Below are 12,810 nucleotides of genomic sequence, written 5' to 3'. Positions count from 1 at the left end.
GTCTTCCAGCAGGAAGGGATCTTCCCAGCGGAAGCTGCCGATGCGGTCCATCTTCATGGTGGTTCTCCTCTCCTCGCGTCAGACGCGTTCGATCAGCAGTGCGGCGCCTTGGCCGACGCCGACGCACATGGTGACAAGCCCATAGCGGCCGCCGGTGGTCTTCAGTTCAAGCGCGGCGGTCCCGGCAATGCGGGCGCCGGACATGCCCAAGGGGTGCCCCAGTGCGATGCCGCCGCCATTGGGGTTCAGCCGCGGGTCGTCGTCGGGCAGGCCAAGGTCGCGGGTGACGGCCAGGGCTTGGGCGGCGAAGGCCTCGTTCAGCTCGATCACCGACAGATCGTCCAGCGTGATCCCGGCCAGCGCCATGAGCTTGCGGACGGCGGGCACCGGGCCGATGCCCATGATGCGCGGGGTGACGCCTGCGCTCGCACCTGCGACGATGCGGGCGATGGGGGTCAGGCCGTGGCGCTTCGCGGCGGCTTCCGAGGCCACGATCAGCCCCGCTGCCCCGTCGTTCACGCCCGAGGCGTTGCCCGCCGTGATCGAGCCGTCCCTGCGGGTGATCGGGCGCAGCTTGGCGAGTTGCTCGAGGGTGGTCACGCGCGGGTGCTCGTCCTGCGTGACCTCGATCGGGTCCCGGCGGCCCTGCGGGACGGTCACTGAAACGATCTCCTGCGCGAAGCGGCCGTTCTTCTGCGCCGCGGCCGCGCGGTTCTGCGAGTGGAGCGCGAAGATGTCCTGGTCCTCGCGCCGGATCTGCAGCTCGTCGGCAAGGTTCTGCGCCGTTTCGGGCATCGAGTCGGTGCCGTACTGCTCGGCCATCCGGGGGTTCACGAAGCGCCAGCCGATGGTGGTGTCGTGGATCTCGGCCGTGCGCGAGAAGGCCGTCTCGGCCTTGGGCATCACGAAGGGCGCGCGGGACATGCTTTCGACCCCGCCCGCGAAGGCCAGTTCCATGTCGCCCGCGCGGATGGCGCGGGCGGCCGCGGCCACCGCCTCGAGCCCCGAGCCGCAGAGCCGGTTGACCGTCACCCCCGGTACGGTGTCGGGCAGGCCCGCCAGCAGCAGCGCCATGCGGGCGACGTTGCGGTTGTCCTCGCCCGCCTGGTTGGCGCAGCCCATCCAGACTTCCTCGACCGCCGCCGGGTCGAGGCCGGGATTGCGGGCGATCAGCGCCGCCAGCGGCACGGCGGCGAGGTCGTCAGCGCGGACAGCCGCCAAGGCGCCGCCGTACCGGCCGATGGGGGTGCGGACATAGTCGCAGATGAAGGCGTCGGCCATGGGCGGCTCCTCAGTTCAGGCTGGCGAGGGTGCGGCCCTCGGAGACAAGGCGGTCAAGCAGCGGCGGCACGCGCCAGGACAGCGGGTCTTGCGCCGCAAGCTCCCGGATGCGGTCGAGGGCGGCGGGCAGGCCCAGGCGGTCGGCATGGTGCATCGGCCCGCCCCGCCAGCGCGGGAAGCCGTAGCCGTGGACCAGCACGAGGTCGATGTCGGCGGGACGCCGGGCGATGCCTTCGTCGAGGATGTGGAAACCCTCCTCGATCATCGACAGGACGGCGCATTCCGCGATCTCCTCGGGTGTCCAGTCGCGCCGGGCGGTGGCTTCCCCGGCCACCAGCGCCTCGACAACGGCCGAGGGCTGGCGGCTGCCGCCCTCGGGGTAGTCGTACCACCCTGCCCCGGTCTTGCGGCCGAGGCGCTTCAACTCCTCGACCAAGCGGTCGGCGATCGGGACATAGCGGATGCCGGGCCTGTCCCTGAGCCCCTCCCGCTGGCGGTTGGCATAGGCGATGTCGAGGCCCGACAGGTCCTGCACCGCGTAGGGCCCCATCGCCATGCCCCAGCCTTCCAGCGCGGCATCGACCTGCGCGGGCATGGCGCCTTCCAGCAGCATCAGGTCGGTGGTCTGGCGATAGCGGGTGAGGATGCGGTTGCCGATGAAGCCGTCGCAGACGCCCGCCTCAACGGGGATCTTCCGCAGCCGCGCGGCCAGCCGGAAGGCGGTGGCGAGGGTGGCGTCCGAGGTCGTCTCGGCCCGCACGATCTCGAGCAGCTTCATCACGTGCGCGGGGGCGAAGAAATGCAGGCCGATTAGGCGGCCGGGATGGCTGACACCTTCGAAGATCGCGTTCACGTCGAGGTAGCTGGTGTTGGTGGCAAGGATCGTCGTCGCGGGCAGGCCCTTGTCCAGCGCCGCGAAGATGGCGCGCTTGACCTCCATGGATTCGAAAGCAGCCTCGATGGCGACGTCAGCGGGGGGCAGGTCGTCGTAGCCGGCGCGGAAGGTCAGCCGTTCGGCCAGCCGCGTGTCGGCCTCGGCCTGTGTCATCCGGCCCCGCCGGACGGCATCGGCATAAAGGCGGGCGACGTTGGCACGGGCACGTTCCGCCCCGGCCTCGTCCTGCTCGATCAGGGTGACCTTGATGCCGATCCCAGCCAGCGCATAGGCAATGGCCGCACCCATGGTGCCGCCGCCGACGACGATGGCCGTGTCGATCTCCCGCGCCTCGGCCCCTTTGGGCGCACGGCCCGTGGCGGCGCGTTCGGCGAAGAAGACATGGCGCAGCGCCGCCGCCTGCTCGCCCGAGCGCAGGCGCAGGAAGGTCTCGCGCTCGCGGGCCAGCCCCGCGTCGAGCGGCAGCTCCGCCGCCGCCTCGACCAGGGCGATCGCCTCGGGCGGCGCGACCTGCCCGACCATGCGCTTCGCGGCCATGGCCTGGGCGGCGGTGACCGCCTCAGGGGCGGGCACCGGCACGGGACGGTCGCGCAGGGATGGCGTGGCCTCCAGCCGGTCCTGCGGGATGGCCAGTGCCGCCGCCAGCGGGTCGGCCTCGACCGCATCGACGATACCGAGCGACAGCGCCTCGTCGGCCTTCACCACCCGGCCTTCCGCGATCAGCCCCACGGCGCGCTCGATCCCGATCAGTCGCGGCAGCCGCTGCGTCCCGCCCGCGCCGGGCACCACCCCCAGCGTCACCTCTGGCAGCCCCAGCGTGGCACCGGGCGCGGCGATCCGCATCCGGCAGGCCAGCGCGATCTCGAGCCCCCCGCCCAGCGCCGCGCCGTTGATCGCGGCAATCGCGGGCAGCCGCTCGACCCGCGCCAGCACCTCGGGCAGATGCGGCGGGACCGGCGCCGCGTCGAACTCTCGCGCATCCGCCCCCGCGACAAAGGCCCGCCCCGCCCCGGTCAGAACGATGCGCGCCACGCCCGCGGCCTCCGCCGCATCCAGCGCCGCCATCAGACCCCGCCGCACCTCCGCCGAAATCACGTTCACCGGCGGGTTGTCGATGGTGATGAGAAAGGAAGTGCCCTGCAGGGAATGGCTGACAGTCACGTAGGACCTCCGTTCAGAGATGCGGGCGGATGCCCCCGGATACCGACAGCATCTCGCCGGTCAGGAATCGGGAGTCATCGCGCAGGAAGAAGGCGATGGCGGCCGCGGTCTCCTCGGGATCGGCCATGCGGCGGATCATGCTTTGGGCGACCAGCCGCTCGGCCTCCTCGGGCGGGATGTTCTGCGTGACCGAGGTGCGGGTCAGGCCCGGCGCCACGCAGTTGACAGTCACGGCGGGAGCGAACTCGGCCGCGAGGCTGCGGGTGAGCGAGGCAACCGCAGCCTTGCCGGCCGCGTAATCCGCCTGTCCCGCCTCGCCGCCGAAGACGATGCTGGCCACGTTGACGATGCGGCCCCAGCCGCTCTCCAGCATGCCCGGCGCGAAGGCCCGGATCAGGTGGAAGCCGGGCATCAGGTTCAGGTCCATCGTCGCCCGCCACTGGTCCTCGGTCATCTCGAGGAAGGGCGTGTAGAGGCGGGGCGAGCGCAGACCTCCGACGAGGTTGATGAGAATGTCCACCTGCCCCAGCCCCAGCGCAGCTTCGGCGAAGGTTCCGGCCTCGTCGGCGCGGGTCACGTCGCCGCGCAGGCTCGCGACCTTCACCCCCGAGTCCGCCAGCGCCGCCACGGTTTCCTCCAGCCGCCGCCCAGAAATATCGGTGAGCGCAAGCCCTGCGATCCCGTCCGCGACCAGCCGGTCGATGACGGCCCGGCCCATCGGGCCGCCGGCGCCGGTCACGGCGGCGATGCGGCCTGCAAGCGGTGCCCCGGTCATGCCTGCTCCAGTTCCTCGCGCAGCATCTTCCGCAGTGCAAATTTCTGGATCTTGCCCGAGGCCGTGGCGGGCAGGGTTTCGCGGATCTCCAGCCGCTCGGGCCAGTACTGTATGGCCAGCTTGTACTCGCGCAGGTGGCGCTGCATCTCGTCGAAGTCGAAGCTGGCACCCGGTTTCAACGTGACGAAGGCACATGCACGTTCACCCAGTCGTTCGTCCGGATAGGCGACGATGGCGACCTGGTGGATGGCGGGGTGCTTGAACAGGACGCCCTCGACCTCGAACACGGGAATGTTCTCGGCGCCGCGGATGATGATGTCCTTGGACCGCCCGGCGATGCGGATATAGCCGCGATCGTCCATCCGCGCGATGTCGCCGGTGTCGAACCAGCCCTCATCGTCGGTCGCGTTCAGCAGGGGCCGCTTGAGGTAGCCGCCGAAGTTGGAACAGCCGCGGACGTAAAGCTCGCCCTGCTCGCCGGGCTTGCAGGTGTTGCCCTGCTCGTCGCGGATCTGGATCTCCATGCCCGGCAGGGCGAAGCCGTCGGTGTTGATCGAGCGCTCGTCGTCGTCGTTCGGGTCCACGACCGTCACGGCGCCGTTCTCGGTCATGCCCCAGGCCGAGACGACCTTTGTGGTCGGCATCACCTGACGCGCGCGCTCCACCACCGCGCCGGGGATCGGCGCCCCGGCGCACAGGAAGATGCGCAGCGAGCTGCTGTCGAACTTGTGTTCCTCGACGGCGTTCGTCAGGTCCATCAGGAAGGGAGTCGAGGCCATGGTGAAGGTGATGCCATCGTCCTGCACCATCTGCCCCTTCAGCCGCTTGTCCCACATGTCGAACAGGATGGAGCGCGCCTTGAGAAAGACCGGCATCAAGAGCCCGTACATGAAGCCGGTCTGGTGGGCCATGGGCGAGGCCATGGCGATCACGTCATCCGCCGTCAGCCCCAGCCGTTCGGAATAGGGGATGAGGTTCGAATACATGGTGTTCGAGGTATGCATCACCCCCTTCGGCTCTCCGGTCGTGCCGCTGGTGTAGATCAGCTGGTTCACGTCGTTCGGGCCGGGGCGGCTGGCGGTCACGATCCGCTGCAGATCCGGGTCGTGGTCGAAATCCGGGTTCGCCAGAAGCCTGTCAAAGCTGTTCTCGCCCTCGGCCTTGTTGACGACGATCTGGCGCAGCTCGGGAAGATCGGGGCGCATCCCCTCGGCCATTTCCTCATGGTCGAAGCCGCGGAAGACCTTGGGAACGATGAAGACCTTGGACTCGCCGTGGCGCAGCATGAAGGACAGTTCATGTTCGCGGAAGATCGGCATCACCGGGTTGAACACCGCCCCGATCCGTGCGCAGCCGAGATAGGTCACGACGAACTGCCAGCTGTTGGGCAGCTGGCAGGACACCACGTCGTCGCGCTCGACACCAAGGCGCGTCAGGCCCACGGCCACGCGGTTCGCCATGCGGTCGAGTTCCGCCCAGGTGAAGTCGCGCCGCGTGCCCTCGGCCACGGTGATCGAGCTCAGCGCGAGCTGGTCGCGCTTTTCGGCCAGCGCCGCCTCGAAATAGTCGTTGACGGTCTTGTTACGCCAGTGGCCGGCGCGGACCATGGCCTCGCGTCGAGGCTCGATCAGAATGGCGTCGAATTTCATGGCTCTCCCCCTCTTGCAGATCGCGGTCGCGGCTCTCCTCAGCCGGTGACCGCCTCGCGTCCGGCGCGTTCCCGCGCGATGATGTTCTTCATGATGTGCGCCGTGCCGTCGCCGATCTGCAGGCCAAGGACGTCCTTGAGCCGCTGCGCGAAGGGCAGGTCTCCCGCATAGCCCGCATGGCCGTGGATCAGCAGGCAGGCATGGATCGCCTCATAAGCCAGCAGCGGCGGCCACCACTTGGTCATCGCCGCTTCGGCCGTGTGCGGCAGGTTGTTGTCCTTGAGCCACAGCGCGTTCATCGACAGCAGCCGCGCGGCCGCCAGCTTCGTCTCGAAGTCGGCCAGCTGGTGGCTGACGCCCTGGAACGCGCCGAGCGGCTTTCCGAAGGCCTTGCGCTCGCCGACATAGGCCCAGGTCTCGTCGAGGCTTTGCTGCGCGGTGCCAATGCACTGCAGTCCGATCAGCGAGCGCGAGAAGTCGAAGCCCTGCATGACCTGGGCGAAGCCCCGGCCCTCCTCGCCCAGCAGGTTCTCGGCCGGCACCCGCACGTTGTCAAACCAGATCGAGCCGTGGCCGACCGAGTTCTGGCCCAGGTTGTCGAACTTCGAGGTCGTGATGCCGTCCAGGTCCATCGGCACGAGAATGGCGGTAACCCCCCGCGCCCGATCCTCGGGGCGCCCGGTGCGGGCGAAGACGACCGTTCCGGCGGCGATCTGGTTGGCCGAGATCGAGGTCTTCTCGCCGTTCAGGATGTAATGGCTGCCGTCCCGCTCCATCCGCAGCCCGAGGTTTGCGGCGTCCGATCCGCCCTTGGGCTCGGTCAGCGCAATGGCCAGCATGATCTCGCCGGCCGTCAGCTTTGTCAGCCAGTCCCGCGCGATCTCGGGCTTGGCGAACTGCGCGAGGATCTGGCCGTTCAGCGAGGCCAGCAGCGGAACGTAGCCGAATGTGAAGTCGGCGCGTCCGATTTCCTCGATGATGGCGCCCGCGTAGATCGTGCCCGCGCCCATGCCGCCGAATTCCTCGGGCAGTTCCGGTGCGATCAGGCCGAGGCTGCCCATCTCGCGCACGAGGTCCATGTCCATGCGTCCCGCGCGCTCGCGCGCCTTGTAGCCTGGCGCGACGCGGTCCTGCGCGAAGCGGCGCGCAAGATCGCGGATCTGGTCCAGTTCCTCGGTGTCGAAAACGGTCCTTGACATAGACCTTGCCCCCTAGAGTCGTTGGAACACGGGGCCGCCGGACGGACCGGCGGCCACGCCGGCATCAGCCCTTGCGCATGTAGTGCTTGCGGAAGTCCGGCTTGCGCTTTTCCTTGAAGGAGATGCCGCCTTCCTTCGACTCGTCGGTGTCGTAGTAAAGGCTCAGCGCATACATCCCCATGCCGGCGATGCCACGCTGGTGCTCGGTGTCCATGTTGAAGGACCGCTTGGCGATGGCGATGGCGGTAGGCGACTTCTCAAGGATCTCGGCGCACCAGCGATCGACCTCGGCGTCCAGCTGGTCGTCGGGCACGACGGCGTTGACAAGACCCATCTCCAGCGCCTCGCGCGCCTTGTAGCGGCGGCACAGGTACCACATCTCGCGGGCCTTCTTCTCGCCCACGACACGGGCCAGGAAGGCGGTGCCATAGCCCGGATCGACCGAACCGACCTTGGGGCCGACCTGCCCGAACTGGGCGCTTTCGCCGGCGATGGTGAAATCCGAGATCGTGCACAGCACGTTGCCGCCGCCGATGGCATAGCCGCGGACCTTGGCGATCACGGGCTTGGGCACGTCGCGGATGATCGAGTGCAGGTCTTCCATCGGCAGGCCGATGGTGCCACGCCCGTCATACTGCCCTTCGTGGGCCGACTGGTCGCCGCCGGTGCAAAAGGCGCGATCGCCCGCCCCTGTCAGCACGATGACGCCCACTTCCTTGTCCCAGCCCGCCAGGTTGAAGGCGTGGATGATCTCCTCGACCGTCTGGCCGCGGAAGGCGTTCATCTTGTCAGGACGGTTGATGGTGATGGTGGCGACCCCGTCCTTCTTGTCGAACAGGATGTCTTCATAGGTCATGTCGGTCATGATGGCTTCTCCCTCAGCCGTGCATCGTCAGGCCGCCGGACACCGAGATCACCTGTCCGGTGATGAAGGCGGCGTCGTCGGAGGCAAAGAACAGGATCGCGCCCGGCAGATCCTCGGGGCGCCCGAGCCGCCCCAGCGGCACGGCCTTGGTGAAGGCGTCGCGCAGCTTTTCCTTGTTGCCCGCGGCTTCCATGAAGCTGTCCAGCATCGGCGTGTCGGTGACGCCGGGGCAGACGCAGTTGAAGGTCAGGCCCTGCCGCGCATGTTCGCGAGCCAGCGTCTTCGAGAAGGCGATCACGCCGGCCTTGCAGGCGGCATAGACGGATTCGCCGGACGAGCCCACGCGGGCGGCATCCGAGGCCACGCTGACTACCCGGCCAGACTTGCGCTCGGCCATCCGGGCAACGACCGGATGGGTGATGTTCAGCACCGACTTCAGGTTGATGTCGATCAGCTTCAACCAGTAGTCGGGCTCTGACTTGAGGAAGGGGACGAAAAGATCCCAGCCGGCATTGTTGACAAGCACGTCGATCGGGCCGATTTCCGCTTCGACCTTCCCGACGGCGGCACGCACGGCTTGCGGATCGGTCAGGTCGACGACCATGGAGGACGCCTTGCCACCGGCAGCCGTGATGCGGTCCACCACCGTTTGCGCTGCCTCGGCCTTGATGTCGGCGACGACGACATGCGCGCCCTCCTCGCCGAACCGTTCGCAGGTCGCCGATCCGATGCCGCCACCGCCGCCAGTTACGACAACCACTTTATCATTGAGTCCGCGCATGATGATCCTCGACCCTGTTCGCCTTGCACCCGACGCACGTTACAGAAGCAGGTTTTTCTGCGGCGCAGCAAAGATAGGTGCCTTGATTCTCGCTATCACGACATTTGCCAGCCGGCATCATTTGTGTCAACATGTTTACTGATAAGGTCATGGTCTTGATCAATCCCGTGCGATTCAGGAGTCCCACATGAACAGCCGCTCAGCCTCCTCGGCCCAGGACACTGCCGCCGTCGATGCCCTGACTGCAGGCTTGCGAAACCGGCTGTTCTTCCGGCTGTACCAGACCGCCAACCTGCTGAACAAAACCGGCACTCGCGCCCTTGAGGATCATGGCGTGACCACGCAGCAATGGGCGATCCTCGGCGCGCTGGCCGACCCGCGCAGTCAGGGCGGGATCTCGGTCGGCGATCTTGCCGGCCTGCTGATGGTGAGCCGCCAGAACCTGACCGGCGTGCTGTCACGGCTCGAAGCCCGCGGGTTGATCACCCGGACGGTGGACGAGCGCGACAAGCGCTCGCGCTTCATCTGCCTGACTGACGAGGGATTGCAGAGATGGGCCGCGATGCAGCCGCAGATCAACGAGTTCTACCAGGCCTCGCTGGCGGAGTTCTCGAACTCGGATATCATCGCGGCGATGCACTACCTCGAGAAGCTGCGAAACAACTTCATCGCGCTTGAGCAGGAACAGGGCGGGACCGAGAGCGACTGACCGCAGGAGTCCCGTTCCCGATCCTTCCCATGGCAGTCAGTTGGCCCCGCGGAACGGTGCCAACTCCTTTCCAGTCAGTGGGCCCTGACGGAATCCCGGTGCGCGTCCCCGCGTCTGGACGCGAGGCTTTCCACGATTTCCCGCTTCAGGATCTTTCCCGTCGGACCCAAGGGGAAGCTGTCGAAGAACTCGATGCGCCGGGGAACCTTGTAGGAAGCGAGCCGGTCCCGGCAGAAGGACAGCAGCGTCTCGCCGGAGATCTCCGCACCCTCGCGGGCGATGATGCATCCGACCGCCAGCTCGCCCTTGACGGCATCCGGCACCCCGACCACCGACACCAGGGCGACCGAGGGATGCGACGCTAGGACGGCCTCGACCTCGGCGGGGAAAATGTTCGAGCCGCCGGTGATGATGACGTCCTTCTTGCGGTCCAGCATGTAGAGGAACCCGTCCTCGTCGAGCATGCCCACGTCTCCGCTTCGCCAGCCCTGGCTGGTGAAGGCGGCGGCCGTCGCCTCGGCATCCTGCCAGTATCCGGCCCCGACCAGGTCGCCTGCCACGCAGATCTCGCCCGGCTGTCCGGCTGGCAGCGGATCGCCCGCATCGTCCAGGATCGAGATGACCGCGCTGCCCATCGCCCTGCCGACCGATCCGGGCTTGCGATGGCCCTGAGGCGCCTCGGTCGTGCAGATGCCGCACAGCTCGCTTGCCCCGTAGGCGTTCACCAGCGGCACCCCGAAGGTCGCCTCGAACCGCGCCTGGACATCGGGCAGCAGCGGCGCCCCGCCCGCCATGCAAAGGCGCAGGCCGCCCATGTCATGGCGCGCCGGATCATGCCCATCCAGCAGATAGGCGAACATGGTCGGCGTCCCGGCGAAGAAGGTCGCGCGGTGCTCGGTCATCAGCGACAGGATCGCGCCCGTGTCCCACTTCCTGTTCACGATCAGGGTGCCGGCCGCATAAAGGCAACCATTCAGCATGACCGTCGCACCGAAATTGTTGAACAGCGGCACCGCGCACATGAATCGTTCCTGCTGCCAGCGCAGTTTCTGGTGCGAATGGGTGTCCCGGAGGGCGTGATAGATCGAGCGGTGCGTCTGCATCGCGCCCTTGGGCAGTCCGGTCGTCCCCGAGGTGAAGAAGATGGCCGCCACATCCTCGGGATCGACGGGCACGGGCGCGAAAACATCCGGCCACTTCGGCAACTCGTCGCACAGCGCGATCGCCCATTCCGGCGCGTCACCCTCGGCCACGAGAACATGCCGCAGGTCGGGCAACGAGGGTCGCACGGCCTCGACGACCGGCACGCCTTCGGTCCGGCAGATCAGCACCGGCATTTGCGTCTTGCGGCCCAGTGCCTCGACCTCCGAGGACTTGTAGCTGTCGCTGACCGGCAGCGCGATGGCGCCGATCTTCTGGCAGGCGTGATAGGCGACCGCGACCTCGGGCGTGCTGGGCAAAAATAGGCCCACGGGCGTTCCTTTCCGAACGCCGAGGCTGGCCAGCAGCCCCGCCAGCCGGGCGGCCCGGCGGTTGAACTCGGCATAGGTGATGCTCTCGCCTTCGAAGATGACGAACGGCTTGTCAGGGAACCAACGCGCCGTGGTCTCCAGCATCATTCCAAGCGTCTGCATGGCGGATCCTCAAGGGTTGATGGATGCGGCACAGGAAGGAGGCGCCTGCCGGCGCTTCCGTTTTCTCGTGTGGGTTCTCACCCTCAGGCACGGCAGAGGGCGGAATCCTGTCGCGTCACTGCACCAGAGGGCAGCCGCCTTCGGAAAGCGGGCGGAACGCCTCGGCCGCCGGGATCGTCGCGACCGTCTCGTAAAGGTCCCACTCGCCCGTCGAGTTTTCCGGCGACTTTACGCGGAACAGGTACATGTCGTGAATCGCGCGCCCGTCGGCGCGGATCTCGCCCTTGCCGAACAGCGGATCGTCAATGGGCGTTTCCTTCATCTTGGCCATCACCGCCGAGGCTTCCTTGGTGCCCGCCGCCTCAACCGCATTGAGGTAGTGCATGATCGAGGAATAGACCCCGGCATGAACCTGCGTCGGCATCCGCCCCCTGTGAGCTTCGGCGAAACGCTGGGACCAGGCCCTGCTTTCGTCATTCTGATCCCAGTAGAAGGCTTCGGTCAGCACCAGTCCCTGTGCCGTCTGCAGCCCCAGGGAATGGGCGTCCGTGATGAAGGCCACAAGCGCGGCCACCGACTGGCCGCCCTGCATGATGCCGAACTCGGATGCCTGTTTGACGGCGTTGATCGTGTCCCCGCCGCCATTCGCCAGGCCGATGACCTTGGCGCCCGAGGATTGCGCCTGCAGCAGGAAGGAAGCGAAGTCGCTGGTGCCGAGCGGATGGGCGGCGGAGCCGACAACCATGCCCCCCGAGGCTTCCACGACCGCCGAGGCATCCTGCTGCATGGCCTTGCCGAAGGCGTAATCGGCCGAGATGAAGAACCAGCTGTCGCCGCCCTGCTGGACCAGGGCGCGCGCCGTCCCGTTGGCCAGCGCCCAGGTGTCGTAGGTCCAGTGCACGGTGTTGGGCGAGCACTTGGCGCCGGTGAGCTCGGCCGTGCCCGCACCCGAGTTCAGGTGGATGCGGCCCTTCTCGCGGGCGAGGTCGCTGACCGCGAGCGCGATTGCCGATCCCGGCACGTCCGAGATGACGTCGACGCCCTGCTGGTCGAACCAGTCGCGCGCGATGTTGCTGCCGACATCCGGCTTGTTCTGGTGATCCGCCGCCAGCACCTCGACATTGATGCCTTTCGAGGCGCCGTCGAAATCCTCGACCGCCATCTTGGCGGCAACGACCGAGCCCATGCCCGCCAGGTCGGAGTAGATCCCCGACTGATCGTTCAGCACGCCGATCTTGATGTTGATGTCTTCAGCCAGGCTGGGGCTGACCCCAAGCACAAGGCTGGCCGCCAAAACGTGCGTTTCGATTTTCCTGAGCAACCCACATCCTCCCCGATGCAACTGCCTCTACCTTGGGTCGAGCTGCCCAAGACAATCGCAAGGGTAATCCACAGGCAAAAACACGTCAACATCTTGATGTGTTTTTTGGCATACTCGTGCCATCTCTCCTTTAGCGGGAAGACAGCATTCCCATTCACTCTTCAAGGTAAAAGACCGAAGTTACCGGAGACTTAAACTGCTAAGCCTGCCTATACTTGCCAGAATCCAACACCCTGTCCAGAGCGGGTAATAGCCTTGCGATACTTCAGAATAAGTCGCCGTATTGTCATTTTTGGCGCCGGCAGGATTGCGTCCGGCAGGCTGCCAAGCGGCAGTCGGGTCCCGGAGATTCCCCGTCCGAACGACGTGGTGGGCGGCGCCCTACTGCCGGCTCCCGTCAGCCTGAAGAACGCCATCGAGTCGGTCGCGCCATGCGAGCGGGGCGATAGCTTCATGTCGCCTTGGATCGGAATGCCCTAGGGTCAGGACCCATTGATTTCAGGTTATGTGCGTGATGCTGAGGTGGCGAGGAGACCTGGC

10 protein-coding genes are annotated in these 12,810 nt (G+C 67.0%); 1 reads left to right on the top strand and 9 read right to left on the bottom strand.

Going from position 1 to position 12,810, the window contains the following annotated elements:
• Nucleotides 1–78: 78 nt before the first annotated feature.
• The 7 genes from pcaF to ACFFII_RS16970 all read right to left on the bottom strand — a co-directional run bounded on the left by pcaF (nt 79) and on the right by ACFFII_RS16970 (nt 8,606).
• Nucleotides 79–1,281, bottom strand: coding sequence for a 3-oxoadipyl-CoA thiolase (gene pcaF, locus ACFFII_RS17000; protein WP_377700060.1), 1,203 nt, complete (start codon nt 1,279–1,281; stop codon nt 79–81).
• A gap of 10 nt (nt 1,282–1,291) precedes the next feature.
• Nucleotides 1,292–3,337 (bottom strand): FAD-dependent oxidoreductase, encoded by a 2,046-nt coding sequence (locus ACFFII_RS16995; protein WP_377700059.1) that lies wholly within the window; start codon nt 3,335–3,337, stop codon nt 1,292–1,294.
• Between the two features lie 13 nt (nt 3,338–3,350).
• Nucleotides 3,351–4,112 carry an SDR family NAD(P)-dependent oxidoreductase gene (locus tag ACFFII_RS16990; protein ID WP_377700058.1) on the bottom strand — a complete coding sequence of 254 codons (762 nt, stop codon included), beginning with the start codon at nt 4,110–4,112 and terminating at the stop codon, nt 3,351–3,353.
• Nucleotides 4,109–5,761, bottom strand: a complete 1,653-nt coding sequence (gene aliA, locus ACFFII_RS16985; protein ID WP_377700057.1) for a cyclohexanecarboxylate-CoA ligase — start codon at nt 5,759–5,761, stop codon at nt 4,109–4,111. The genes ACFFII_RS16990 and aliA overlap by 4 nt, the downstream gene beginning before the upstream one ends.
• A gap of 38 nt (nt 5,762–5,799) precedes the next feature.
• On the bottom strand, nt 5,800–6,960 hold the full coding sequence (gene aliB / locus ACFFII_RS16980) for a cyclohexanecarboxyl-CoA dehydrogenase (RefSeq protein WP_377700056.1): 1,161 nt from the start codon (nt 6,958–6,960) through the stop codon (nt 5,800–5,802).
• A gap of 64 nt (nt 6,961–7,024) precedes the next feature.
• Nucleotides 7,025–7,825 (bottom strand): 2-ketocyclohexanecarboxyl-CoA hydrolase, encoded by an 801-nt coding sequence (badI, locus tag ACFFII_RS16975; RefSeq protein ID WP_377700055.1) that lies wholly within the window; start codon nt 7,823–7,825, stop codon nt 7,025–7,027.
• A 13-nt stretch (nt 7,826–7,838) separates the two neighbouring features.
• On the bottom strand, nt 7,839–8,606 hold the full coding sequence (locus ACFFII_RS16970; protein ID WP_377700054.1) for an SDR family NAD(P)-dependent oxidoreductase: 768 nt from the start codon (nt 8,604–8,606) through the stop codon (nt 7,839–7,841).
• Nucleotides 8,607–8,793: 187 nt separating this feature from the next.
• Between ACFFII_RS16970 and ACFFII_RS16965 the strand changes: the two genes are divergently transcribed.
• The gene (locus ACFFII_RS16965; protein WP_377700052.1) at nt 8,794–9,315 is read left to right on the top strand and encodes a MarR family winged helix-turn-helix transcriptional regulator; all 522 of its coding nucleotides are present in this window, start codon (nt 8,794–8,796) and stop codon (nt 9,313–9,315) included.
• Nucleotides 9,316–9,389: 74 nt separating this feature from the next.
• Here ACFFII_RS16965 and ACFFII_RS16960 read toward each other — a convergent pair whose 3' ends face one another.
• Together ACFFII_RS16960 and ACFFII_RS16955 are read right to left on the bottom strand one after the other, a co-directional pair.
• The gene (locus tag ACFFII_RS16960; RefSeq protein WP_377700050.1) at nt 9,390–10,949 is read right to left on the bottom strand and encodes a class I adenylate-forming enzyme family protein; all 1,560 of its coding nucleotides are present in this window, start codon (nt 10,947–10,949) and stop codon (nt 9,390–9,392) included.
• Nucleotides 10,950–11,064: 115 nt separating this feature from the next.
• Nucleotides 11,065–12,270, bottom strand: coding sequence for an ABC transporter substrate-binding protein (locus ACFFII_RS16955; RefSeq protein ID WP_377700049.1), 1,206 nt, complete (start codon nt 12,268–12,270; stop codon nt 11,065–11,067).
• Between the last annotated feature and the right edge of the window lie 540 nt (nt 12,271–12,810).

Source organism: Paracoccus niistensis (assembly GCF_042432925.1).
GTDB classification, from domain to species: Bacteria; Pseudomonadota; Alphaproteobacteria; order Rhodobacterales; family Rhodobacteraceae; genus Paracoccus; species Paracoccus niistensis.
The sequence above is the reverse complement of the archived record's forward strand: the minus strand, read 5'-3'. Positions and strand labels throughout refer to the sequence as shown.